General features: G+C 70.9%; 22 protein-coding genes and 1 tRNA gene. 8 read left to right on the top strand and 15 right to left on the bottom strand.

Going from position 1 to position 22,882, the window contains the following annotated elements:
- Positions 1-29 precede the first annotated feature (29 nt).
- Positions 30-1,073 carry an alpha/beta hydrolase gene (locus CQ044_RS16415; RefSeq protein WP_105689457.1) on the bottom strand — a complete coding sequence of 348 codons (1,044 nt, stop codon included), beginning with the start codon at positions 1,071-1,073 and terminating at the stop codon, positions 30-32.
- A gap of 88 nt (positions 1,074-1,161) precedes the next feature.
- On the opposite strand from CQ044_RS16415, the gene CQ044_RS16410 reads away from it, so the two are divergent.
- Entirely contained in the window at positions 1,162-1,596 is a 435-nt protein-coding gene (locus CQ044_RS16410; RefSeq protein ID WP_105689456.1) for a hypothetical protein, read from the top strand.
- A gap of 46 nt (positions 1,597-1,642) precedes the next feature.
- On the opposite strand, the gene CQ044_RS16405 is transcribed toward CQ044_RS16410, so the two are convergent.
- Positions 1,643-3,016, bottom strand: a complete 1,374-nt coding sequence (locus tag CQ044_RS16405; protein WP_045271017.1) for an FAD-dependent oxidoreductase — start codon at positions 3,014-3,016, stop codon at positions 1,643-1,645.
- Between the two features lie 28 nt (positions 3,017-3,044).
- On the bottom strand, positions 3,045-4,106 hold the full coding sequence (locus CQ044_RS16400) for a polyprenyl synthetase family protein (protein WP_105689455.1): 1,062 nt from the start codon (positions 4,104-4,106) through the stop codon (positions 3,045-3,047).
- A gap of 146 nt (positions 4,107-4,252) precedes the next feature.
- On the opposite strand from CQ044_RS16400, the gene CQ044_RS16395 reads away from it, so the two are divergent.
- Complete coding sequence (locus tag CQ044_RS16395) at positions 4,253-4,666, top strand: ester cyclase (protein ID WP_105689454.1); 414 nt, start codon at positions 4,253-4,255, stop codon at positions 4,664-4,666.
- A gap of 62 nt (positions 4,667-4,728) precedes the next feature.
- Here CQ044_RS16395 and CQ044_RS16390 read toward each other — a convergent pair whose 3' ends face one another.
- Together CQ044_RS16390 and CQ044_RS16385 are read right to left on the bottom strand one after the other, a co-directional pair.
- Positions 4,729-5,454, bottom strand: coding sequence for a class I SAM-dependent methyltransferase (locus CQ044_RS16390; protein ID WP_258133352.1), 726 nt, complete (start codon positions 5,452-5,454; stop codon positions 4,729-4,731).
- Positions 5,455-5,574: 120 nt separating this feature from the next.
- Positions 5,575-6,225, bottom strand: coding sequence for a hypothetical protein (locus CQ044_RS16385; RefSeq protein WP_105689453.1), 651 nt, complete (start codon positions 6,223-6,225; stop codon positions 5,575-5,577).
- Positions 6,226-6,299: 74 nt separating this feature from the next.
- Between CQ044_RS16385 and CQ044_RS16380 the strand changes: the two genes are divergently transcribed.
- Positions 6,300-7,610, top strand: coding sequence for an isochorismate synthase MenF (locus CQ044_RS16380; protein WP_105689452.1), 1,311 nt, complete (start codon positions 6,300-6,302; stop codon positions 7,608-7,610).
- A 77-nt stretch (positions 7,611-7,687) separates the two neighbouring features.
- On the opposite strand, the gene CQ044_RS16375 is transcribed toward CQ044_RS16380, so the two are convergent.
- Entirely contained in the window at positions 7,688-8,434 is a 747-nt protein-coding gene (locus CQ044_RS16375; protein ID WP_105689451.1) for a GNAT family N-acetyltransferase, read from the bottom strand.
- Positions 8,435-9,023: 589 nt separating this feature from the next.
- Positions 9,024-9,782: a helix-turn-helix domain-containing protein gene (locus CQ044_RS16370; RefSeq protein ID WP_105689450.1), complete on the bottom strand. Its 759-nt coding sequence runs from the start codon at positions 9,780-9,782 to the stop codon at positions 9,024-9,026.
- A gap of 83 nt (positions 9,783-9,865) precedes the next feature.
- Here CQ044_RS16370 and CQ044_RS16365 point away from each other — a divergent pair, with 83 nt between their 5' ends.
- From CQ044_RS16365 to CQ044_RS16355, 3 genes are all read left to right on the top strand, one after another.
- Complete coding sequence (locus tag CQ044_RS16365; RefSeq protein WP_219844987.1) at positions 9,866-10,666, top strand: sulfite exporter TauE/SafE family protein; 801 nt, start codon at positions 9,866-9,868, stop codon at positions 10,664-10,666.
- 299 nt (positions 10,667-10,965) lie between these two features.
- Complete coding sequence (locus CQ044_RS16360; RefSeq protein WP_105689449.1) at positions 10,966-11,169, top strand: hypothetical protein; 204 nt, start codon at positions 10,966-10,968, stop codon at positions 11,167-11,169.
- Between the two features lie 308 nt (positions 11,170-11,477).
- Complete coding sequence (locus CQ044_RS16355; RefSeq protein ID WP_105689448.1) at positions 11,478-11,675, top strand: hypothetical protein; 198 nt, start codon at positions 11,478-11,480, stop codon at positions 11,673-11,675.
- Positions 11,676-11,917: 242 nt separating this feature from the next.
- Here the strand turns inward: CQ044_RS16355 and CQ044_RS16350 are convergent.
- Together CQ044_RS16350 and CQ044_RS16345 are read right to left on the bottom strand one after the other, a co-directional pair.
- Positions 11,918-12,008, bottom strand: a tRNA-Ser gene (locus CQ044_RS16350).
- A gap of 173 nt (positions 12,009-12,181) precedes the next feature.
- Positions 12,182-13,234, bottom strand: a complete 1,053-nt coding sequence (locus tag CQ044_RS16345) for a hypothetical protein (protein ID WP_105689447.1) — start codon at positions 13,232-13,234, stop codon at positions 12,182-12,184.
- A gap of 120 nt (positions 13,235-13,354) precedes the next feature.
- Here CQ044_RS16345 and CQ044_RS16340 point away from each other — a divergent pair, with 120 nt between their 5' ends.
- A complete protein-coding gene (locus CQ044_RS16340; RefSeq protein ID WP_105689446.1) occupies positions 13,355-14,131 on the top strand; it encodes a hypothetical protein in 777 nt (258 codons plus the stop codon).
- 62 nt (positions 14,132-14,193) lie between these two features.
- Here the strand turns inward: CQ044_RS16340 and CQ044_RS16335 are convergent, their stop codons facing one another.
- On the bottom strand, positions 14,194-14,949 hold the full coding sequence (locus tag CQ044_RS16335) for a DeoR/GlpR family DNA-binding transcription regulator (protein WP_105689445.1): 756 nt from the start codon (positions 14,947-14,949) through the stop codon (positions 14,194-14,196).
- A 47-nt stretch (positions 14,950-14,996) separates the two neighbouring features.
- Here CQ044_RS16335 and CQ044_RS16330 point away from each other — a divergent pair, with 47 nt between their 5' ends.
- Positions 14,997-15,368, top strand: a complete 372-nt coding sequence (locus CQ044_RS16330) for a DUF4406 domain-containing protein (RefSeq protein WP_258133351.1) — start codon at positions 14,997-14,999, stop codon at positions 15,366-15,368.
- Between the two features lie 237 nt (positions 15,369-15,605).
- Here CQ044_RS16330 and cydD read toward each other — a convergent pair whose 3' ends face one another.
- The 5 genes from cydD to CQ044_RS16305 form a co-directional block, all read right to left on the bottom strand.
- Positions 15,606-19,034 carry a thiol reductant ABC exporter subunit CydD gene (gene cydD, locus CQ044_RS19895; protein ID WP_105689443.1) on the bottom strand — a complete coding sequence of 1,143 codons (3,429 nt, stop codon included), beginning with the start codon at positions 19,032-19,034 and terminating at the stop codon, positions 15,606-15,608.
- 229 nt (positions 19,035-19,263) lie between these two features.
- A complete protein-coding gene (cydB, locus tag CQ044_RS16320) occupies positions 19,264-20,289 on the bottom strand; it encodes a cytochrome d ubiquinol oxidase subunit II (protein ID WP_105689442.1) in 1,026 nt (341 codons plus the stop codon).
- A gap of 14 nt (positions 20,290-20,303) precedes the next feature.
- Entirely contained in the window at positions 20,304-21,716 is a 1,413-nt protein-coding gene (locus tag CQ044_RS16315) for a cytochrome ubiquinol oxidase subunit I (RefSeq protein ID WP_045270734.1), read from the bottom strand.
- Positions 21,703-22,428 (bottom strand): metalloregulator ArsR/SmtB family transcription factor, encoded by a 726-nt coding sequence (locus CQ044_RS16310; protein ID WP_105689441.1) that lies wholly within the window; start codon positions 22,426-22,428, stop codon positions 21,703-21,705. The genes CQ044_RS16315 and CQ044_RS16310 overlap by 14 nt, the downstream gene beginning before the upstream one ends.
- Positions 22,429-22,580: 152 nt before the next feature.
- Positions 22,581-22,853, bottom strand: a complete 273-nt coding sequence (locus tag CQ044_RS16305) for a DUF6457 domain-containing protein (RefSeq protein WP_105689440.1) — start codon at positions 22,851-22,853, stop codon at positions 22,581-22,583.
- Between the last annotated feature and the right edge of the window lie 29 nt (positions 22,854-22,882).

Below are 22,882 nucleotides of genomic sequence, written 5' to 3'. Positions count from 1 at the left end.
CGGATCCGCGTCCGCGTCCGGTGCGTCCGTCAGGCAGGTGCCGTTCGCCGCGCGGCGCGATCCGCGGCGGACCAGCCGTCCACCCAGTAGCCGAGCCGGTCGTAGGCCAGCTCGCGCGCCTCGTGTCGGGACAGGAAGACGTCGTGCAGCGCGCCGTCGATCCGCTCGATCGTGACCGAGGGGCCGATCTTCAGCGCGGCCCTGGCGATGTCGTCGACGACCAGCACGCTGTCCGCGCGGGTGAGGTCGTCCGACCAGGCCGTCGGCACGGCGCTGCGCTGCGAGAGGAGCACGCACACCGGAACGCCGATCGCGATCCCCGCGGCGATCGTCGCGTGCCCTGCCAGGATCGCGTGCAGCCAACCGGCGTGCACGGCCATCGTCTGCGCCGGCCGCCAGGCGAGGTTCACGTCCATGGGATCCGCCGGGTCTGCAGCCTCCTGCTGCGCCCTGGTGTAGTAGCCGAGATCGACCTGGGGCGCCCGATCGAGCGGGCGGTACTTGGCGCGCAGCCCCACGAGCGGAGTGATCGTCTCGCGCGTGAAGCGCGACAGCTGGAACTCCAGCCACGGACTGTTCAGGACCACTGCCGAGGCGACACCGGGGTTCCGTGCGGCCCACAGGCTGAGGATCAGCCCTCCCGTGGAGTGACCGAGCAGTACCAGCCGGCGGCCGACCGCGTCGGAGCCCGCCTGCATGGCGGCGAGCGCCGCCGCGATGTCCTGGTCGTAGTCGTCGAGGCTCCCGATGTAGCCCGGAGTCTGATAGTCGCGCAGGCTCCGTCCGTACTTGCGCAGATCCAGTGCGAAGAACCGGGCGCCGCGACCGGTCCAGAACCGCGCCAGCCGCTTCTGGAAGAAGTAGTCCGACCAGCCGTGCACGTACAGCACATCGGTGTCGGCGAGCTGCCGGCCGTCTCCGAAGAGCCGCTGCCACGCGGTGCGGTGCGGCAGCGCACGCACCAGGGTCGCGACGACCTCGCCCTCGTCATCGGATCCGAGCGGCAGCGTGAGCTGCTCGAACTCGTCGCCGAGCACGTCGGCCGTCCATGCAGCGGGATCGGAGCGGCTCATGGACCCAGAGTATCCACGTCGCCCCGCGGCGTTCGCGGCACCTCTCCCCTACGCTGGGCACATCGACGCGCACCGCACAGGAGGAATCATGATCCGCACTCGACTGCACCGTTCGATCGCCGGCCTCGTCGCGGGTGCTGCACTCGCCACCGCGGCTCTCGGGCTCGCCGGCTGCTCCGGCGGCACGACGCCCGCCGCGAGCACGAGCAGCGCCCCCTCGACCACGGGTGCCGGCGCGCTGCCGCCGATCATCGCCGACCTCGGCTCGATCGACGGGACCACGGTCCAGGTGCCCCTCGGCAACACGATCGACCTCACCGGCGACGACAAGGACTTCACGCACTGGACGGCCGATATCGCCGACGCGAAGATCGTCTCGTTCGTACCGGGCAAGGACGACGGGTCCGCCCAGTTCAACCCTGGTCTCGACGCCCTCGCCGAGGGCACGACGAAGGTCACGATGGACAACAGCGCCTCGGGCAAGCACGTTGCGTTCACGGTCGAGGTGACCGCCAAGAAGTGAGGGACCGCCCCGCGGCTCGCTCAGAGACCCGGCTCGACCGCGGGCGTCACTCCCCGCGGGAGACGCGGATCATGTCCTCGCGCGGCACGAGCTTCACGCGGACGCGCTCCTCAGGGGCGCCGAGCGCGATCTCGTGCTCGTCCAGCCGGTGCCAGCCGTCGAGGTCGGTCCACCGCACGCCGCGCTCGGCGAGCAGCGCAGGGATCGCCTCTTCGGACGGGTCCTCCGGCTGCCACCAGGAGCCCTGGTCGTTGATCAGGTGGCGCACGGTCTCCATCGCGTCTGACTTGGTGTGGCCGATGAGCCCCACGGGTCCCCGCTTGATCCAGCCGGTGGCGTAGATGCCCGGCACGCGCTGGTTGGAGTCCTTCGCGAGCACCTGACCCTCGCGGTTGGGGATCACGCCGTGCTTCTTGTCGAACGGCACGCCGTGCAGCGGCGAGCCGAAGTATCCGACCGCGCGGTACAGCGCCTGGATCGGCACCTCGCGCAGCTCTCCCGTGCCGACAGCGCCGCCCGTGCCGTCCGGCTTCGTACGCTCGTAGACGAGGGCGGCGACACGGCCGTCCTCATCCGAGCGGACCTCGACCGGGCGCGCCCAGAAGTGCAGATGCAGACGACGAGACGCGGATCCGCCGGCGTTGTTCACCGAGTCGCGCTTGCGCCAGGCCTGCAGCACCCGGTCGATGACCATGACCTGCTTGTTGCTGGCGATCGCGTCGCGGGATGCGTCGTCGTAGTCGAAGTCCTCGTCGTAGACGACCATGTCGACATCGCGCAGCTCGCCGAGCTCGCGCAGCTCGAGGGGGGTGAACTTCACCTGTGCGGGCCCGCGGCGGCCGAACACGTGCACGTCGGTGACGGCGCTGGCCTTCATGCCCTCGTAGACGTTCGCCGGCACCTCCGTGACCAGCAGGTCATCGGCGTGCTTCGCGAGCATGCGCGACACGTCGAGCGCCACGTTGCCGTTGCCGATGACGGCCACGGACGCGGCATCGAGCGGCCACTCGCGCGGAACGTCGGGGTGCCCGTCGAACCAGCTGACATAGTCGGCGGCGCCGTAGGATCCGACGGCGTCGATGCCCGGGATGTCCATGCCGGTGTCGCGCCGGGCGCCGGTCGCGAAGATCACCGCGTTGTAGTGCTGCTTCAGGTCCTCGAGGGTGATGTCGGTGCCGAAGTTCACGTTGCCGAACAGGCGGATGTCGCCGCGGTCCAGCACGTCGCGCAGTGCCGTGATGATGCCCTTGATGCGCGGGTGGTCGGGTGCGACGCCGTAGCGGACCAGGCCGTACGGCGCGGGCAGCTGTTCGAAGAGGTCGATCGAGACGTCGAAGCGCCGTTCGGCTTTCAGCAGGAGGTCGGCGGCGTAGATGCCGGCGGGGCCGGCTCCGACGATGGCAAGCCTGAGCTTGGTCATAGTGGTTCCTTTCGGCAGCAGCAGGACGTCAGCTGCTGCGGTCCGCGAGCGACTCCGCGAACCGGGTCAGGGCATCGCGCACGGGCCCCTTGGGCAGTACGGCGAGCTCGTCGATCGCGCCCTGGGTCCAGCTGCGGGCGAGGTCGAGGGTCTTCCGGGTGACGGCGTGGTCGCGCAGGCGGGCGAGGGCGTCGTCGAGGATCGCCGGATCCTCGCCCTCGGCGATCCGCTGCACGCCGGCGTCGATCTCCGCGGCGAGCGCGACAGACTCCGGATCCGTCTCGACGCTCAGCAGCAGCGAAGGCATCGTCGGAACGCCCGCACGCAGATCCGTGCCCGGCACCTTGCCGGTGTCCTCGGGCTTCGCGGAGAGGTCGATCACGTCGTCAAGCAGCTGGAAGGCCACGCCGACCTTCTCGCCGTAGTTGCGCAGCGGCTCCTCGTACTCGGCGGGAGCGCCGGAGAAGATCGCTCCGGCCTGCGTGGACGCGGCGATGAGAGATCCGGTCTTGTCGGCGAGCACCTGGATGTAGAACTCGACCGGGTCGTCGCCCTCCTGCGGGCCGACCGTCTCGTGCATCTGCCCCAGGACGAGGCGCTCGAACGTGTCGGCCTGCAGCCGGATCGCGCGGTCGCCGTGGCGGGACATGAGCTGGCTCGCCCGGGAGAACAGGATGTCTCCGGTGAGGATCGCGATGTTGTTGCCCCACACGGTCTGCGCGGCCGGCACACCGCGGCGGCGGTCCGCGCCGTCCATGACGTCGTCGTGGTACAGCGAGCCGAGATGCGTCATCTCCAGCGCCTTCGCGATGTCGATGACCGCGGGCACGTTTCCGGCGCCGAGCTGCGCGGTGAGCAGCGAGAGCACAGGGCGCACGCGCTTGCCGCCCGCCTCGTAGAGGTAGCGGCTCGGGGCGTCGGCGATCGAGTCGGCGACGCGCAGGTCGACGGCGAGGCCCTCTTCGACCAGGTCGAGGCCCGCCTCGACCTCACGGGCGAGCTTGCGCGCGGCGGGGCCGACGAACACGCGGTCGCTGAAACCGAGACGGCTCGCGAGGCGCGAACCCGTGGCGGCGGGGCTCGAAGTCACGTCGTCCAGCCTACCTGGGCGCGACCCGTGCCCGGTTCCCTCATGTCGCGGCAGCGCAGGGATCCGCGGATCACCGGCGGAGAGTCCGGATCCCCGCGTCCGCGCCGCTCTTCTCACCCGAGCGCCCGGGTTCTAGGCTGTCGTCCATGATCTCCGGGTCCTCCGTCACGGCGCGCTGGCTCGCCGCCGGAGATAGCGGGAACCTCGACGAGTTCGATCGGCTCATGCACGCCGACGTCGTCGTCCACGCCCCGGCCGGGCTGTCCACCACCAGCCGGGATGAGGAGAAGCAGGTCTGGCGCGACGCCCTGGCCTCGCTGCACGGGCTGCGGCACGAGATCCAGGAGATCCTCGCCGACGGCGACACCGAGATGGCGCGGGTCATCGTGACCGGGACGATCGTCGGCGACCTCGGCAGCGTCACCACGGAGGCCACCGGCGCCGGCCGCGCCTTCACGCTGGATCAGGCGATCATCTGCCATCTCAGGGACGGACTCATCGCCGAGGCGTGGGAGATCGCGGACATCGCCGCGCTCCTGACCGCGCCGCCTCGCGACTGATCGCGCCGGAGCGACTCGGGCCCTCGGCGGCTCAGGCCCGGGCCGCTCAGGCCCGCGGCTGCTCAGGCCCTCGGCTTGCGGGCGCGGTGCAGCGCGACGATGCCGAAGGACAGGTTGCGCCAGGCGACGTCGATCCAGCCCGCCTCGCGCAGCCAGCTCGCAAGCGTGCGCTGGTCCGGCCAGGCGCTGATCGACTCGTTGAGGTAGTCGTAGGCCTCGCTGTTCGTGCCGGCCAGACGCGCGACGCGCGGCAGCACCTGCGCGTTGTAGATCCTGTAGAAGCCGCGCAGCAGCTTGGCCGGCGGCGTGGAGAACTCGTTGATCACGACACGACCGCCCGGCTTGGTGACGCGGAACAGCTCGGCGATGGCCTTCTTCGGGTCCTGCACGTTGCGGAGGCTGTACGACATCGTCACCGCGTCGAACGAGTCGTCGTCGAACGGGAGATCGGTCGCGTCCGCCTCCACGAAGCTGAGGTTCGGCAGGTCGCCGTGCCGACGCTTCCCCTCGGCGAGCATGCCCGGCGAGAAGTCGGCCGCGACCACGTCGGCGCCGCTGCGCGCGAGCGCGGCCGAGGACGAGGCGGTTCCGGCCCCGAGATCGAGGATCCGCTCGCCCTTCCTCGGCGCGACCGCGCGGGTCGTCGCCGCGCGCCAGAGCGCATCGTTGCCGACCGTCATCACGGTGTTGGTGCGGTCGTAGCCGGCCGCGACCTGGTCGAACATGCCGCTGACGCGGGACGGATCCTTGCCGAGGTCTGCGCGGTTCGGCTGTTCGTTCGCACTCACGCGTCCAGCCTACGCGGCCACGATTCCGAGTCCTCCCTGGAGCGCCCCCTATTTCCGAGTCGTCCCTCTGAGCGCGGCCTATAGGGTGCGCTCAGAGGGACGACTCGGAATGGTGGAGTACTACAGATGCTCTGCGCGCGCCGGCAGGGCGAGCGTCTCGAGCCGGTCCAGCCAGACGTCGGCCGTGGCGTCGTCGAACGGCGGCAGCTGGGCGCGCACCCGCTGCTCGAGGTCGGCGGCGAGGGCTTCCAGGCGACGCTGCACGTCAGCGGGGTAGCCGTACTGGACGCGATGCTCGTCCCACTCGTCCTCGTCGTCGATCCAGGTGCCGCGCTCTCCCTCGATGCGCACGACGTCGAGGTCCATGTCGATGCCCGTGAACAGCACCGGCGCCCCTTCGGGCCGCGGGACGGACTCGTCGTCCTCGACGGCGCCGGGGATCCGGTGCCCGAGGTCGTCCGAGGGCTCTCCGCCGGGGTTCACGGGCCGCAGATCCCAGGCGAGGTCGATGTAGATCCGCATGCCCTTGGGGTGGTCGCGGTTGACGGTGAGGGCGTAGTCGCCGCTCGGCGGCACGAGCGTGACGTTGGGCCCGTGCGCCGTGAAGGTGCGGCCCGGGCGCGCGCTCCCCCAACCGCCGGGCTGGCCCACCCAGTCGCCCCATTCGTCCGCGCCGAGGTAGACGCATTCGTGGCGCCAGTGCGGGGAACCGTCCCACTTGCGCCATTGGAAGACGATCTCGGTTCCGAATGCGGGGCGCTCTGGGGTCACGGTGCCACTCTATGGCGCACCCCTGACGCTTCCCCGGGCACGGCGGCGCTTCCGGCACGCAATAGGCTGGATCCGTGAGTGCCGGCCTGGTCGTTCAGACGCGAGAGTTCGACCTCGCCGACGACCTGCTCGCCTACGCGGATCCGGCGGATCCGCGGGCGTGGCTGCGCCGCGGCGACGGGATCGTCGCGGTCGGATCCGAGACCGCGGCCGTGGTCCGGATCTCCTCCGGCACGGAGCCCCGTACGGCCGCCCTCAGCCGCGCCTGGGACGGGATCCGTTCTTCCGCCCGCATCGACGACGCGGTGCGCCTGCCCGGCACCGGCCTCGTCGCGTTCGCCGCGCTGGTCTTCGACGAGGCCTCCGCCGCGGACAGCGTGCTCATCGTGCCGCGCACCGTGATCGGCCGGCACGGCGGTCGCACCTGGATCACGCGCATCGTCGATGCCGGTTCGGGCGGTGCCTCCATCGGCGATCCAGCGGGCGGCGTCCCCGCGGATGGGGTTGTCGCGGACGGCGTTCCGGCACCCACCGCCCTCGGCCCGCACTGGGCGGGCACGCTCGGCCCCGGCGCGCAGACGGCGCAGGGGTACCAGGCCTCGGTGCGCGAGGCGCTCGCCGCGATCGCCGACGCCCGGTACGGCAAGGTCGTGCTGGCGCGCGATCTCGTCGGCACGGTGCCGGCCGGATCCGACCTGCGCCGCCTGGTGCGCGCGCTCAGCACCGAGTACCCCGACACGTGGGCGTTCGCCGTGGACGGCCTGATCGGCGCGAGCCCGGAGACTCTCGTCACCGCGCAGGACGGCGTGGTGACCGCCCGAGTGCTGGCCGGCACGGCCGCGCGCGGTGCGGACGCCGTGACCGATGCCCGCGCCGCGGCGTCGCTCGCCGACAGCCCCAAGGACAACGACGAGCACGCGTTCGCGGTGCGCAGCGTGGTGGCCTCTCTCGCCCCGCACACGACCGCGCTCGACGCGGAGGGCGGCCCGTTCATCCTCGAGCTGCCGAACCTGTTCCATCTGGCCACCGATGTGCGCGCGCGCCTCAGCGACGGCGCCTCCGCGCTCGACCTCGCCGCCGCGCTGCATCCGACGGCAGCGGTCGCGGGCACCCCGACCGATGCCGCGATCGCGGCGATCCGCGAACTCGAGCCCTTCGACCGGGGGCGCTATGCCGGCCCCGTGGGCTGGATCGACGGGCACGGCAACGGCGAGTGGGCGATCGCGCTGCGGTGCGCGCAGTTCGACGTGACCGGGACCGGATCCGGTCAGCCGATCCCGCTCACCGCCTATGCCGGCGCCGGGATCGTCGCCGGCAGCGACCCCGAGGCGGAGCTGCTCGAGACGCGGGTGAAGTTCCGCCCGATCGTCGACGCCCTCGCCTGACGCGCGCCGCGTCATCCTTCGCCCTCGTGTCGACGCGGGGCCCTCTCCCGTCCGGGAAAGGGCCCCGCGTTCTCGTCCTAGTCCTCGTCTTCGTCGTCGTCCTCCGAGGGAAGCGGGACGTCCCAGGTTCCGATGCTCAGGAACCCCGAGCGCTCCGCCAGGATGACGGACGAGGTGTTGTCGAGCTGGCAGCGGTACTGCGGCTCATACCCCTCCGCGAGCGCGTGGCGGGAGAGCGCGAGGACGATCGCTCGCGCATGCCCCTGGCCGCGATGGCTCGGCAGCGTGAGGACGCCGATGTCGGCCAGGAGGCTGTCCTCGCGGAAGGGCAAGGCGCTGCCGGCGGCGACGAGGAGGTCGCCGTCGAAGGCGCCGAACACGACCCACTGATCGAGTTCGACCCACGCCTCGTCGACATCCGCCTCGGGTGCGCTCGCCACGAACGCCTCGAAAAGCCCTTCGTCGTCAGCGGTGAGCCGCCGGACGTGCGACGCGTCGTGCGCGGCTCGCACCTCCTGCTTCCGGGCGTCCGGCAGGAAGAACAGATGGTCGGCCCCGTTCATCTCGACGCCGGCGGCGGTGAGCGCAGCCCGCAGTTCCGCCTCGCTCGTGGACTGCCGGACGCCCTCCAACTCGGCGATCTCGGAGGAGACGAGCACGCTCGTGCCCGACGGCCTCCCGAGGATCTGCACGGCGAAGCCCTCCTCCGGGTTCTCCGTGTGGGCGAGCCTGAAGCCGTGGAGCGCGCGGATCTCGGTTCCGCCCGCGAACGGGTCGATCCACGTCTGGCGGACGACGGGTGCGGGGATGGTCTGGATGGTCACGATGGTCCTCTCAGGACGTGCGCCGGCCCGCAGGCCGACGCATGCGACGGTTCTCCGGTGCGTGTGCGACGGGCCGGAGTGTGAGATTCGGGATCGTCGGGATCCCGCGGGGTGCGTCGATCGTCGAACGGCGACGGCCTCGAAAGGGCCCTGCCGACGTGGACTGACAAAGGTGCCGGGCGCCCGGAACGGACGCCCTGAGGACGACGCACGGCGATCGCACTCCATTCTCTGGATGCGGTCGCAGGGGTTCGCGCGTGCGCGAGCCCGCCAGTGCATAGGCGTCGTCAGGAAATCACCGGTCATCCGATCCGTCGATGGGCAGTCGTGCGGCCCGCGGACCGCCTTCCGAACGTATCGGCAGCCGCATCGATCCACGAAATGCGCTTGCCGAATCCGCAACGCGCTCCGCCGGGAAGCCGCGCGGCTGCAGTCTGCAACGTGCGCCCGCGCGCCCGTGCGCCCGTGCGCGATGCCGGCAGTCTCCCGCCGCCGCCGGCGACCGACACCCCACTTCCGAGTCGTCCCCGTCAGCGCACGCTATGGGGTCCGCTGATGGGGACGACTCGAAGGTGGAAAGGCCGTGGGGTCACTGACGCAGCGACATCGGAGTCACATCGAATGCGCGGTGAAAGGCGTAGGAGAACGCGGCAGGTGAGGAATAGCCCAGCGCGCCGGCGACATCGGTGACGGTGCGGTGAGCCAGCAGCGGGATCGCCGCGAGCAACAGAGCCTTGGCGCGCCAGGCGGCCGGACTCATCCCCGTCTGTGCGCGGAACCGGCGCGTCAGGCTCCGCTCGCTCATGCGGGCCTCCTGCGCCCAGGCCTTGTTGTCCACGTGCAGATCCGGCGCGGACATGTAGCGGCGGCACAGACCCGCCAGCACGACGTCCTCGGGAAAGGGGATCGACATCGGCACTTCGACGAGCGCGGACAACTCGTGCAGGAGCAGCGCGAACACGGCCTGACTGCGGCCGTCGGTCAACGCCTCGACATCGACATCTGCTGCTGCCCGGAGAAGTTCTCGCAGGAGATCCGGGACCACGACCACCTCGCACCGTTCCGGCCACCAGGGAGCGCTGCGGGGATCGATGTAGAGACTGTTGGTCTGCACATCCAGCATCCGGACCTGGTGGCGGGTCCGCGGCGGGATCAAGACCGCGCGCTCTCCCGGAACCGTCCACGCGCCGTCGCGGGTCTCGACGAGCATGGTGCCCGAGGCGGCGTACAGGAACTGTGCTCGCCGATGCTCGTGCCACGCCAGCAGGTGCCCTGGAGCGTAGTCGGTCGCGATCGGGAGGACCGATACCGGCAGTCGATCGACGCGGTCCAGGGAGACGTTGCGCATGAACTGATCGTATGGCCGGGATTCGAAAGAAGATGCCCGATCCTCGACTGCGGGACGAACGGACCAGTGCTGGGCTGGTTGGGATGACAATCTTCACGCTTCTCCTGATCGGAGCCTTCGCCGGGCTCACCACCGTTCTGTTCGGCTTCGGCGGCGGCTTCGTCACCGTTCCCGTGATCGTCTGGGCAGATGCCGCGGTCGGTTCCGATGCCGTCATGATCGCCGTAGCGACCTCCGCGCTGGTCATGGTCGTCAATGCGGCGATCGCCACGGTGTCCACCCCGGTCGCCGTACTTGAGCGGCTGCGGGGCCGAAGGGCGCTACTCCTCCTGCTCGCTGTGGGCGGGCTGTGCGGTGCCGCCGTCGCATCCGCGGTGCCCGCGGCGGTGGTCTCGTGGGGTTTCGTCGCCTATCTGGCGGTGACGATCGTCGACGTGTCCGTGCGCCCAGGCTTCTTCAGTCGCGCGGCTCGGGAGAGCTCGCCGGGGGCAACGGTGCGGATTCCCTCCTCTCTCGGAGTGCCTATCGGTGCCGTGGCATCGTTGCTCGGCGTCGGCGGCAGCGTGATGACGGTGCCTCTGCTGCGACGTTCCGGCCTGCCCATGAGCGAGGCGACCGCCCTCGCGAACCCGCTGACTCTCGCGATCACCCTGCCTGCGAGCATTGCTTTCATGGCGCTCCCTCACGCGGTACCCGTCCACGCGTCTTTCCTCTCCGTGGGGATCGTCGACATCGGAGCTGCGGCACTCTTGCTGGCGGGGTCGATCCCCGTCATCGTCCTCCTGCGCCGGCGACCGCTTCCGATCCCCGATCGTGTGCACGCGTGGACCTATCTCGCCCTCCTGCTGATCGTGCTCGGGGCGATGATCGCGTCACTGTGGTGAACGGGACCGGGGAGGCGACGTCGCGGCGGGTGGCATCGTGTGCCGCCCGGCCATGGTGCTGGGAGTCCTGACCGAGGAGGCGAATGACGCGTCGGGAGTCCGGAGCGCCCGACGAAGCGGTCCCGATAGCCTCGAAGCATGCGCAGCGCGGCGGACGATGCTCAATCGGCGACAGAAAGTCGCGAGATCCTGCGGCATCCGGCGTTCAGAATGGTCTGTGCCGACAGAATCTGAAGACCTATCCGATCAGCGGTCTCGGAGCTGGCGACCACTGCGAAAGTTACTAGAACGGACTCCGCATGAAGCTCTGGCACTGGGCAGTAAGTCAGGTCGCGCTCATCGTGGTTCTTGCCGCCGGGCTCGCCGTCGCGATCAGTGCGGACCTCGCGTGGTTGAAGGTCGCGACGCTCGTGGTCGTCGTCGGCGGCTCGGCAGCGCTCGCAATGGTCGCCAAGCGCAACCGAGAACGGAACGAGCCCGCCGGCGACGATCAACACCGTTGATCCCTTCAAGAGGGGTTCCCGTTGAGGGTCCCTCTCTTCACATGAGCCCCCTGCGCTCGGGACCGCTCATCGTCGTTCGTCGACGGGTCCGCACTCAACGTATCCGAGGGGGCTCCGGACTCTCACGGCACGGAGATGGATCCCGTGTGAGGTGCCGACGAGACGCGCGCGATGCAGCGATCTACAATGAACCCGTGAAGATCGGGATGGTGCTGGACGCGATGCGCGGCACGTATGGGAAGGGCTGCCCGCCCGCCCCGTGATCCTCCTGTCCTCCTTCGCCCGATTCTGGGAGAGGGGGTGAATACATGGATGATCAGACTCTTGCGGCCGGCGACATCATCGCCGCGACCATCACGAAGTCGCTGCCGTTCGGTGTTCTCGTGGAGTACGCCGGCGTTGCCGGCCTCGCGAAAGGCGCCGAAGGCAAGCCCGGCGAGCAGCTGAACCTGCGCGTGATCGATTTCGACGCGGCGGAGAACCGGTTCTCTGCGGAACGCGCGTGACCTCAGGGGCGGGCAGCGTTGTTTGGCTGTCCGCCCCTCCCCTTCGCTGCCGTTCGTCTGGATACTTCTTCGGCACGTGTTCTGAGCGACCCCGCTGAGGAATCGACAGACAACGTGGACATGGGCTTTCGAGATGAGACAGCTGCCTGACGCTACTGCCTGAACTCGCGGCTCACTTCTGACGGTTCGTGCAGCATGCACCACCGGATACGCGAAAACCCCCGATCTCTCGGGGGTTTTCATGGCGGTGACGGTGGGATTTGAACCCACGGTAGGGGGTTACCCTACACAACTTTTCGAGAGTTGCACCTTCGGCCGCTCGGACACGTCACCGCGGAATAGCTTACGCGACGGCGGGATCGATCGCGAATCGAGCGACGCCGCCCGGGCGCGCCGCCCGCCGAGTCCACCGAATCCTGCCGAGTGCACGGCCTATCGACGCAGATTTCCCGTGCACTCGACGGGATCCCGTGCACTCGGCGACGTCAGGACTGACCCCGCCACGGTCACCAGGCCGCGGCGACCTCGGCGTGGGTGCGCAGGATGCCCTCGGTGGATCCGGCGGGGGCGCGTCCGATGCCGCACTCGGTGCCCACGCCGAACTCGGCGACGTGCGCGGAGGCCGCGGCGATGCGGCGCTCCGCACCCTCGGCACCGTCTTCGCGGTGCACGAGTCCCAGGTACAGCTCGACGCCGTCCCCGAGCGCGAGCGCATCGAGCGGGGCGAAGTACGCGTCGTCGTCGCGCTCGATCGGGACGGGCAGGTGCAGCCAGGTCAGCGGACGTCCGGTCGCCGCGACCACGGCGTTCGCGTAGCGGACCAGGGTGCCGGCATCGACCGGCTCGATGAAGTGCCTCTCGGCAGCGTCTCCGTAGCAGAGGTGCACGCCGACCTCGACGCCCGAGGGCACCGCGTCGACGAGCGCCGCCAGGCGCGCGACGAGGCCGTCGAACGGATCCCCCGGCCACCACGCCTCCATGACCTTGCCGTAGCCGGCAGCGCGCTCGATGATGCCCAGTTCGCTCGCGACGTCCCACTGGATCGCGAGGTCGGCGTGCGGGATCCCGCCCAGGATCTCGTCGAGCTCGCCGAGGAGCGCCGCCGTGTACACCGGCTCGATCGCGGCACGGTCGTCGCCCGCGAAGAACGACGAGATCACGGCGAGCGGCGTGGGCAGCGACACCTGGAAGCGCACACCTTCGGCGATCGCGCCCGCCGCGCGCAGGCGGCGGAAGACCTCGTACGACTCGAGCGCCGCGGACGCATAGCCGAGCGGCGGCAGCACGATCTCGGACGCGTCCACGCCATCGGCGATCCGCAGAGGCCGGGCGTCGAGACCCGCGCCGAAGGGGATCCGCTCGGCACCGACCCGCTCGATCCCCTGCGCCTGCCCGAGCACATCGGGCTGGAACATGATCCAGTGGAAGCGGACGCCGACCTCGCCGTCGGGGATGCGCCGCAACCGCGGCCCGAGGATCTCGGCGGCGGTGCGCATCGTGGTCTCGGCGTCGTCGTAGTTCACGCTGCCGACCAGCAGCGCTCCGCGGGGGTTGGTCATGCCTGACAGCGTAGGACGGTTCCCGGAGCCGGTTTTGCACGGTTGCGTCCCGCATCCGTCGCACGCCGACGAGTTAGGATGCCCTAAGTAGGTTGCGAAGACGGATCGGAGGTCCTCGCCATGTCGCACATCCACTCGCCCGCGCTGAAGAAGACCGGATACGTGGTGCTGGACCCGTACGACCAGACCGCGGACCCGGCCGAATGGCTCGACCTCGCGTACACGCCGTGGCGCTCGTCGGGCGTGACCCGGTTCGCCGCGCTCGCGAGCCACTCCGGCGACGCGGACTGCGACGGCTTCTGGAACCGCACCCCGCCGCGCGCCGACAAGGACGGCGTCTGGGTCGCGGCGCAGTCCGCCCTGGCGCCGACGCTCGTGCGGCGCGCACAGGAGGCCGGCGCGAACATCGGGCGCTGCCGCGTGGTCGAGCTTCAGCCGAACACCTACGCCGACGCGATCTTCAACCTGCACCAGGACGACAACAACCGCCTCAACCCCGACGGCACGGGCTGGGTCGTGCGGGGCTTCTTCAACCTCACCGACGACCCGGAGTCGCTGCTCATCCTGCGGCAGGACCGCTTCGACCCCGCCACCGAGGTGCGACTGCCACTGCCGGCCGGGTCGCGGATCGTCGTCGACACCCAGCGCTTCTGGCATGCGGTCTGGCACCGCGGCACGGCGCCGCGCTACGCGCTCATCACGTCCTGGACCTCGGGCCCCGAGCTCGACGCGCACCTCGCCGCCGAGCACGCGCGCTCCGACGTGACGTCGGTGCCGCTGGATCCGGACGTCGTCGACGACGCGCAGCAGGAGCTCCACCGCCGCATCGAGGAGCGCCGCCACGCCTTCGAGGCGCTCGGCGAGGTGCTCGAGCCCACCGCTCCGCTCTGGCCCTGACGGCGCCTGTGGCCCTTCGGGAGCTGGACTCCGGGTCGCGGGATCGGAACGCGGGATCCTGATCAGTCGGCCGCGATGAGGCGCACACCCGCCGCGACGAGTTCGCGGAGCGTCGGATCCGCGGGATCCGCGTCCGTGACGATGCCGGCCACCTCGTCCATCGCCACGACGCCGAACCGCGAGGCCGTCCCGATCTTCTCCTCGCTCGCGAGCACAAAGGTCTCCGCGGCGCGGGAGGCGAGGACGCGCTTCATGGCCGCCTCCTCGGGATCCCCCGTGGTCAGCCCCGCCGTCGGATGCACACCTGTGACCCCGAGGAAGAACAGGTCGGCGCTGATCCGCTGCGCGGCCTCGACGGCCGCCGCCCCGCACGCCACGGCGGAGTGCTTGAACAGCTGCCCGCCGATGAGGAAGACGTCGGCGGCATGATCGAGCAGCGCGGCGGCGACCGTCGGACTGTGCGTGATGACCGTGCATGGCAGCGCGAGCGGGATCTCGGCGACCATCGCGAGCGCCGTGGTGCCGCCGTCGAGGATCACGGTGGCGCCCGGCTCGATGAGAGCTGCGGCCGCGGCGGCGACGCGCGCCTTGCTGTCCGGGGCCACGGCCGTGCGACGCCCGTAGTCGACCACTGCGGGCGACGCCGGAAGCGCGCCGCCGTAGACGCGCACCGCGAGTCCCGCCGCATCGAGCTCGCGCAGATCGCGGCGGATGCTGTCCTCCGACAGGCCCAGCTCGGCGGCGATGTCCTTCGCGACGAGGCGGCCGTCGCGGCGCAGTCGTTCGAGCAGCATGTCCTTGCGTGCGGCAGCAAGCATTCCGAGTCCTTCCGATTCATGCACGTTTCTGCTGTATTGTACCGGATATGACGAAGCCACTCATGATCCTCATCGCCGGCCCCTATGCGTCGGGCACCGGCGGCGACCCCGCGCTCATGGCGCAGAACCTGGCCCGCCTCGAAGAGGCGGCCTGGCCGATCTTCCGTGCAGGGCACATCCCGATGATCGGCGAGTGGGTCGCTCTTCCCGTGCTGTCCAGCGCCGGCGCGACCGGCCCCGGAGATCCCCTCGCAACCGAGGTGATGTACCCGACGGCCGAGCGCCTGCTGCAGCACTGCGACGCGGTGCTGCGCCTGCCCGGAGAATCCCGCGGGGCCGATCAGGACGTTGCCATCGCCGAGGGTCGCGGGATCCCGGTCTACCGCCGCCTCCAGGAGGTGCCGGGGATCGCCGCCTGACCCGCGCTCGTCCGCCCGGGCGCCGGCTCACCGGCTCATGCCGCCGACTGCAGGAGCACCCCGGCCGTTTGCAGGACGAACACCCGCCGCGAGCGCGGATCCGTCCTGCAAACGGTCTCTTCGCGGACCTTCGTCCTGCACTTGGCGGATGGATCCTGCATTCGGGCGGGGTCGACCGCGAGACCCGCCAGGCCCGACGGCGGTGCCGCGCCAACCCGGCGGCGGGAGCGGGACGACTCAGGCCTCGACGGCCCGGATCCGCCCCGCGTCGATCCGGACGGTCCGGTCGATCGTGCTGGCGGGCGGCTCCACGTGCGAGACCAGGACGACGGTCTGGGATCCGGCCGCGCCCAGCAGGTCGCGCAGCAGCGCATCGGACGCGTCTGGATCCACCCCCGCCGTCGGCTCGTCGAGCACGAGCACGGGGAATCCGCGCAGGATCGCCCTGGCGAGTGCGATGCGCTGCGCCTGGCCACCGGAGACGAGGGCGCCCCGCTCCCCCACCCGCGCGTCGAGCCCGCCGCGTTCGCGCGCCCAGGGACCGAGGCCGACCCGGTCGAGCACGGCGAACAGCTCGGCATCGGTCGCAGTCTCGCGCGCGAACAGCAGGTTCTGCCGGATGTCCTCGTCGAAGAGCATCGGATCCTGCTCGCACAGTCCGACGTGGCGGCGCAGCTCCGGCCCCGGCACCAGGACCGCGTCGCTCTCGCCGATGCGATACGAGCCGCCGAACCGGAGAAAGCCCACGAGGACGGCGGCGAGCGTCGACTTGCCCGCGCCGCTGGATCCGGTGACGAGGATCCGCTCGCCCGGCGCGACGTCCAGGTCGAGGTCGCGGAGGGCAGGGGTGCGGGCGCCGGGCCACGCCGCGGTCACGCCGCGGAGGCGAAGAGCGCCGTCCTCGATGCGCCCCTCGCCCTCGTCGCCGCGCACCTCCGCCGGCAGCGCGGAGGGCAGCAGCGCGTGGATCCGCTCCGCGCCGGCGCGCACACCGCGCCAGGCGGAGGCGGCCTGAGGCACGGCGGAGAACACGTCGAACACGGCCATCGGCAGCAGCACGGCGACCGCGAACCAGGGCGCGTCGACGGCGCCTCCGGCCTGCCCCGGCGCCGCGACCGCGAGCGCCCAGATCGAGGCGGCGCCGGCCGCGAGCGACACGACCGCGGACGACAGCGCCTGCGCGACCGCGGCCCGGGTGGTCGTGCGCCGCAGCGCTTCGTCGACGGCGCTGATCCGTCCGAGTGCGACCGGCTCCGCACCGTAGGCCTGCAGCACGTCGAGCGCGGTGAGCTCGTCGACGAGGGCTCCGGCGAGCTCTGCACGGTCGCGGCTGAGCGCACGTTCGGCCCGGCCTCCGGCGATGCCGCCGAGCACGACAGCACCGACGACGGCGACCACGAGGCAGACCGCGAGTGCGAGCGCCGCCGAGGGGGCGATGACGGCGAGGACGCCGATCGAGACGAGGGCCACGACGCCCCCGGTCAGCAGCGGCTGCACCACGCGCAGGGGCAGGTTCTGCAGGTTCTCCACGTCGTCGATGAGGGCGGCGAGCACCGAGCCGCGGTCCGTGGATCCGAGTCCGGCGGGGGCCAGCGGGGTGAGTCGACGCACGACCGCCGCGCGCAGATCCGCGAGGCGGCCGAGGGAGGCGTCGTGCCCCACGAGCCGCTCGAGGTACCGGGTGACGGCGCGGGTCACGGCGAAGAACCGCACCCCGACGATCGCGACCGAGAGCGGCACGAGGTTGTCGACCAGCGACGCGGTGACGATGAGCCAGCCGCTCACGAGCAGCAGGCCGACCGCGGCCGCCGCGGAGACGATCCCGGCCAGGACCGCGGGCAGGAACCGGCGGGTGCGGGGCATCGCGAGGCGGAGGATCCCGCCGACGGAGGCCGGGAGATCCGGGATCGGATCCGGATCCTCACGCGACTCTGATCGCGGATCCGGATCCAGCGCAGGCCCACGTCGCAGTTTCGGCTCTTCCGGACGACCCGGAGCAACCGAAACTGCGACCTGAGCGGGAGCGGACGGGGTTCCCACGCGCACCACCTGGTCGGCGATCGCGCGGGACGACTCCCGGTGCGAGACGAGCAGGACCGTCGCCCCGTCATCTGCGGCGCGGCGCAGCGACGCCCACAACCGCTGCTCGGTCACGCCGTCGAGGGCGCTCGACGGCTCGTCGAGCGCGAGCACCCTCGCTCCGGATCCGAGCCGGTACAGGGCACGCGCCACGGCGACGCGCTGAGCCTGGCCTCCCGAGAGTCCCGCCCCTTGCACGCCGAGCTCCTGCGCCGGATCCAGGTCGGGCGCGGCCGCCTCGACGAGCGCTGTACGCACGCGCTCGAGATCGGGCGCGGGGTCGCCGAGCGCGACGTTCGCGGCGATCGTGCCGCGGATGAGCCCCGGGCGCTGGCCCGCCCAGGCGAGCCATGTGGTCGGATCCGGATCCGCCGCGCCTTCGGCCACGACCGTCCCGTCGTGCGCCGCCGCCCCGCGCAGGGCCGCGAGCAGACTCGACTTTCCGGATCCGCTCCGCCCCTCGATGAGCGTGACGGTCCCCGGCTCCGCCGTGAACGACACCCCCGGCAGCCGCCGCTCCCCGTGCCGCACCGCGACCCCGTCGACGACCAGCCGGATCCCACGTCCTGTTTCGAAGCGCGCGAATGGCTGGATCCCGGGCCCATGTGCAGCAAAGTGCGCGCCTTGAACGCCGGACTCGGCCGCCGGGGACTCCAGGACGTCGAAGACGTCCTCCGTTGCGGCGACGCCCTCGGCCGCGGCGTGGAACTGCACCCCGACCTGGCGCAGTGGCAGGAACGCCTCGGGAGCCAGCAGCAGCACGAACAGGCCGACGCCGAGGCTCAGTTCGCCGCCCAGCAGGCGCAGGCCCACCGAGACGGCGATGATCGCCACCGCGAGCGACGAGAGCAGTTCGAGAGCGAAGCCGGAGAGGAACGAGTACCGCAGCACGCGCATGGTCTCGCGGCGGTACTGGTCGGCGGTCTCGCGCATCCGGGCGGCCGCGCGGCGCTCCCGCCCGAACACGCGCAGCGTGGCGAGACCCTGCACGGTGTCGGCGAACCGCGCCGCGAGCGCGTGCAGCACCTGCAGCTGCTTGCGCTGCACGCTGCGGGTCGCGATGCCGATGAGGATGAGGAACAGCGGGATGAGCGGCAGCGTGACGATCGCGGCGAGTCCGCTCGGCCAGTCCTGCCACCACATCACGGCGACGATGACGGGCGTCGCGATCGCGGTGAGCACGAGCTGCGGAATGTACCGGGCGAAGTACGGATCCAGGGCGTCGAGCCCGTGCCCCGCGGTGACCGCGAGCGCGGCGCGGTTGCGCGTGCCGAGCCAGGCCGGGCCGCGGCGGGAGATCGCATCGAGCAGGGCCGTCCGCAGCTCGCGCCCGGCCTGCGCGGCGGCGCGGGCGCCCCAGGCCTCGGACACCCAGAGCAGCACGGCGCGCACGAGCACCACGAGCGCGAGCCACGGCACGTGGCCGAGCGGCGAGCGTCCTTCCGCCACGTCCGTGATCCCCGCGGCGAGCAGTCCCGCGAACGCGATCGTGACCGCGGTCTGCACGAGCGCGATGCCCGCCGAGACCGCGAGGTAGGTCCGCGCGGCGGGCGCCCACCGCAGCAGCCGCGGATCGATCGGCTTCATCGGATCCGCTCCGCCGCCACGTCGGCGCACGCGCACGCATGCGCCCGCCCCTCAGCCGCCCTTCCACTTCCGGGTCGTCCCTGTGAGCGCACGCCATAGGGTCCGCTCACAGGGACGACCCGGAAGTGGAGGGGGCCCCGGGCGGGCGGTGCGGTCGCGGGGCGGCGCGCGGACAGCACGGACAGCCCGGACAGACGTGACGGCAGGGACGGCAGGGACGGCAGGGATCTCATGCGTGCGCGGGCGCCGCCTCGATCGTCGACCGGCGCACGCGCTTGCGGAACACCCAGTACGTCCACGCCTGGTACGCGAGGACGAGCGGCATCGCCACGAGCGCGGTCCAGCTCATGATCTGCAGCGTGTACGGCGTGCTCGACGCGTTCTGGATCGTGAGCGAGTTCGCCGGATCGATCGTCGACGGCAGCACGTTCGGGAACAGCGCGGAGAACAGCATGAGCACAGCGGTCAGGATCGTGACGACCCCGGCGGCGAAGGCCCAGCCGTCGCGGCCGCGCAGCGAGAACACCACCGACACGATGAGGAACACCGCGGCCACGGCGCCGAGCGCGATCACGGCCCAGAGCAGCGACGGGCGTCCGGCGGCGATCGCGATCGTCCACACCACGGTCCCGGCCGCAGCGAGGATCGTCGGCAGGGCGGCGAGCCGCGCCACCCGGCGGGCACGCTCGTGCACGACGCCGTCGGTCTTGAGCGCCACGAAGTACAGCCCGTGCAGGAAGAACAGGAGCAGCGTGGTGACGCCGACGAGCAGCCCGTACGGGTTCAGCAGATCGAACACGGATCCGCGGAAGACGTGCCTCTCATCCAGCGCCACGCCCTGCACGATGTTGCCGAACGCGACGCCCCACAGCAGTGCGGGGACGGCGGATCCGATCACGATCATCGTGTCGAAGCGGCGCTTCCAGCGCGGGTCGTCCCGCTGGTGCCGGTACTCGAACGACACCCCGCGCAGGATGAGCGCGAGCAGGATCACCAGGAGCGGCAGGTAGAAGCCGCTGAACAGCGAGGCGTACCACTCGGGGAACGACGCGAACAGGCAGGCGCCCGCCACGATCACCCAGGTCTCGTTGAGGTCCCAGACCGGGCCGATCGTGTTGATCACCTGGCGGCGCGAGATGTCGTCCTTGCCGAGGAACGGCAGCGACATGCCCACCCCGAAGTCGAAGCCGTCGAGCACGAAGTAGCCCACGAAGAACAGGGCGACGATCCAGAACCAGAGCGTTGCGAGATCCATGTCCGTCTCCTTCCTCAGTACACGACCGACGGGACAGGGGCGTCCTCGTCGTGCTTCTCTGTGATGTCGGGCCCCTTCTTGGCGGCGCGGACGATGAGCCCGACCTCCACGACCGCGAGGGCCGCGTAGATCGCGGTGAAGGAGATGAGCGAGATGAGCACTTCGACCCCGCTCACCCCGGGCGAGACGCCGTTCTTGGTCGTCATCAGGCTGAACACGATCCAGGGCTGTCTGCCCATCTCGGTGAAGACCCAGCCGACGATGTTCGCACCCAAGGACAACGGGAACGAGTAGATCGCGATCTTCCACATCCACTGCGCGGGCTCGCGCTTGGCGTTCTTGCGGGTGAACCAGAGGCCGGCCACGGCGACCAGCGCGTGGGCCATACCGAGGCCGATCATCCAGCGGAAGGCCCAGTACGTGACCCACAGCACCGGGTTGAACTCGGTGAGGCCCGTGGAGGCGAACTTCTGCGCATACTCCGCGTTCAGGTCGTTGATGCCGTGCACGCAGCCGTCGATCGTGTGGTTCGACAGCAGCGACAGCAGATACGGCACGCGTATCGAGAACAACTCGCTCTTGCCGTCGGGGGTGCCGAGCGTGAACAGGCTGAACGCCGCGTCCTTGCCGCAGACCGTGTTGAACGTCGCCTCGGCGGCGGCCATCTTCATGGGCTGCGTGGCGTACATCGCCAGGCCCAACTGGTCGCCGGAGAGCACGATGCCGGCGGTCGCGACGAGGATCGCCCACAGTCCGAACTTCAGCGACTTCCGCATGGTCGCGACGTGCTGGCCGCGGGCGAGGTGCCAGGCCGAGACCGAGATCACGACGCCGGCCGCGAGCATGAACGCGCCGAAGATCGTGTGCGGGAATGCGGCGAGCGCGACCTTGTTGGTCAGCAGCGCCACGAAGTCGGTCAGCTCGGCACGGTTGGTGGCGGGGTTGTACGTGTAGCCGACCGGGTTCTGCATGAACGCGTTCGCGGCGATGATGAAGTACGCCGACAGGATCGTGCCGATCGCGACGCCCCAGATGGTGGCGAGGTGCACCTTCTTCGGCAGCTTGTCCCAGCCGAAGATCCACAGTCCGATGAACGTCGCTTCGAGGAAGAACGCGAGCAGTCCCTCGAAGGCGAGCGGGGCGCCGAACACGTCGCCGACGAAGCGGGAGTAGTCCGACCAGTTCATGCCGAACTGGAACTCCTGCACGATGCCGGTCACCACGCCCATGGCGAAGTTGATCAGGAAGATCTTCGAGAAGAACCGGGTCAGGTGCAGGTATTCGATCTTGCCGGTGCGCACCCACGCGGTCTGGAAGATCGCGGTGACGGTGGCCATGCCGATCGTGAGCGGCACGAACAGGTAGTGGTAGACGGTCGTCAGCCCGAACTGCCAGCGGGACAGGACGAGCGGATCAAGCCAATCCATGCGCGGAGCCTCCTGCGTTCGTGGATCCGGTGCGGGATCCTGTGCGGTGAGCGGATCCGGTCGGGGATCCGACGCGGTCGTCGACGGCGAAGCGGGATCCGCCGACCCGGTCCAGTTCGACCGTGCACTCCTCCGGGCGCGCCGCCGAGCGCACGCAGCGCGCGGTCAGCGGGCCGCCGGCCTGGGCGAGCACGCCCTGCATGAGGCCGAGGTGCACCTGGCACAGCACCGGGCGGTGCTCCGGCCGGGCGGCGGCGTGCGGGCACGGGGTGAGCTCGACGGTGAGCCGGTCCTCGTCGATCACGGGCTCGAAGCCGCTCTCCTCGAGGTGCTCGACGAGAGCGTCGAGCTGGTAGACCGCCTGCTGGCCGAGGCCCGAGGATTCGATCTGCAGCATGCGCCGCAGCAGGTCCCCGCGGCGGGCGGCGTCATCGACCTTCTGCTTGGCGACGGGGCTCGACGCCTCCGGAGCTCCCGTGGCGGCGCTGTACAGCACGCGCGGACGTCCGCGGGTCGTGCGGTGCTCGGTCGCCTGCACGACGTAGCCGCCCTCGATCAGGCGCTGCAGGTGCTCGCGCACCGTGTTCGGATGCAGCGCGGTGGCCTCGCACAGCTCGCCGATCGTGCGGTGCGGACGCGCCTGCACGAGGTGCAGGATCCGTACTCGCGAATAGCTGGAGATCGGCCCGCAGACGGGCCCGGCGCTGGCCATGGCTCCATACTCGCATCGCGCCTCCCCGCCGACGGGGACTTCGGCCGTGAATAATGCCGTACGCGATAGGAGGTTCGGATCACCACCATGCGGATCCCGGATACCCCGACGCCCGGACGTCCGGACGCTCGGCGCTCGCTCGCGGGGAGCGATCAGTCCCGGCCGTGCGCGAGGGCCAGCTGCGAGATCGCGGAGACCGCTGCACGCACGTCGTCGGGGCTCCCGCCCGTGCGGCCGGCCACGAGCCCTGCGACGAAGGCGCTGAACGGCGCGGCGGGACGCGCGACGCCGTTCGCGACGTCGCGCGCGAGGTCCAGGATCAGGGCGATCGGCACGTCCTCCTCGGCCAGGTCGAATCGCTCGCGCAGCTCGGCGGCCCAGTCGTCCAGCGCCTCGGGGGGCAGGGTGCGGTCGTTCGGGGTCATCGGGGCTCCTCGTCAGGGCGGGCGTGCGG

Source organism: Microbacterium sp. MYb64, from assembly GCF_002979495.1.
GTDB classification, from domain to species: Bacteria; Actinomycetota; Actinomycetes; order Actinomycetales; family Microbacteriaceae; genus Microbacterium; species Microbacterium azadirachtae_A.
The sequence above is the reverse complement of the archived record's forward strand: the minus strand, read 5'-3'. Positions and strand labels throughout refer to the sequence as shown.

Excerpts from the sequence above, each read along its gene's own strand:
- CQ044_RS16335 (WP_105689445.1), bottom strand. The coding sequence starts at position 14,949 with ATGCTTGCTGCCGCACGCAAGGACATGCTGCTCGAACGACTGCGCCGC.
- CQ044_RS16365 (WP_219844987.1), top strand. The coding sequence starts at position 9,866 with ATGACAATCTTCACGCTTCTCCTGATCGGAGCCTTCGCCGGGCTCACC.
- CQ044_RS16355 (WP_105689448.1), top strand. The coding sequence starts at position 11,478 with ATGGATGATCAGACTCTTGCGGCCGGCGACATCATCGCCGCGACCATC.
- CQ044_RS16310 (WP_105689441.1), bottom strand. The coding sequence starts at position 22,428 with ATGGCCAGCGCCGGGCCCGTCTGCGGGCCGATCTCCAGCTATTCGCGA.
- CQ044_RS16370 (WP_105689450.1), bottom strand. The coding sequence starts at position 9,782 with ATGCGCAACGTCTCCCTGGACCGCGTCGATCGACTGCCGGTATCGGTC.
- CQ044_RS16395 (WP_105689454.1), top strand. The coding sequence starts at position 4,253 with ATGATCTCCGGGTCCTCCGTCACGGCGCGCTGGCTCGCCGCCGGAGAT.
- cydD (WP_105689443.1), bottom strand. The coding sequence starts at position 19,034 with ATGAAGCCGATCGATCCGCGGCTGCTGCGGTGGGCGCCCGCCGCGCGG.
- CQ044_RS16315 (WP_045270734.1), bottom strand. The coding sequence starts at position 21,716 with ATGGATTGGCTTGATCCGCTCGTCCTGTCCCGCTGGCAGTTCGGGCTG.
- CQ044_RS16410 (WP_105689456.1), top strand. The coding sequence starts at position 1,162 with ATGATCCGCACTCGACTGCACCGTTCGATCGCCGGCCTCGTCGCGGGT.
- CQ044_RS16340 (WP_105689446.1), top strand. The coding sequence starts at position 13,355 with ATGTCGCACATCCACTCGCCCGCGCTGAAGAAGACCGGATACGTGGTG.
- CQ044_RS16345 (WP_105689447.1), bottom strand. The coding sequence starts at position 13,234 with ATGACCAACCCCCGCGGAGCGCTGCTGGTCGGCAGCGTGAACTACGAC.
- cydB (WP_105689442.1), bottom strand. The coding sequence starts at position 20,289 with ATGGATCTCGCAACGCTCTGGTTCTGGATCGTCGCCCTGTTCTTCGTG.
- CQ044_RS16415 (WP_105689457.1), bottom strand. The coding sequence starts at position 1,073 with ATGAGCCGCTCCGATCCCGCTGCATGGACGGCCGACGTGCTCGGCGAC.
- CQ044_RS16405 (WP_045271017.1), bottom strand. The coding sequence starts at position 3,016 with ATGACCAAGCTCAGGCTTGCCATCGTCGGAGCCGGCCCCGCCGGCATC.
- CQ044_RS16330 (WP_258133351.1), top strand. The coding sequence starts at position 14,997 with ATGACGAAGCCACTCATGATCCTCATCGCCGGCCCCTATGCGTCGGGC.
- CQ044_RS16360 (WP_105689449.1), top strand. The coding sequence starts at position 10,966 with ATGAAGCTCTGGCACTGGGCAGTAAGTCAGGTCGCGCTCATCGTGGTT.
- CQ044_RS16305 (WP_105689440.1), bottom strand. The coding sequence starts at position 22,853 with ATGACCCCGAACGACCGCACCCTGCCCCCCGAGGCGCTGGACGACTGG.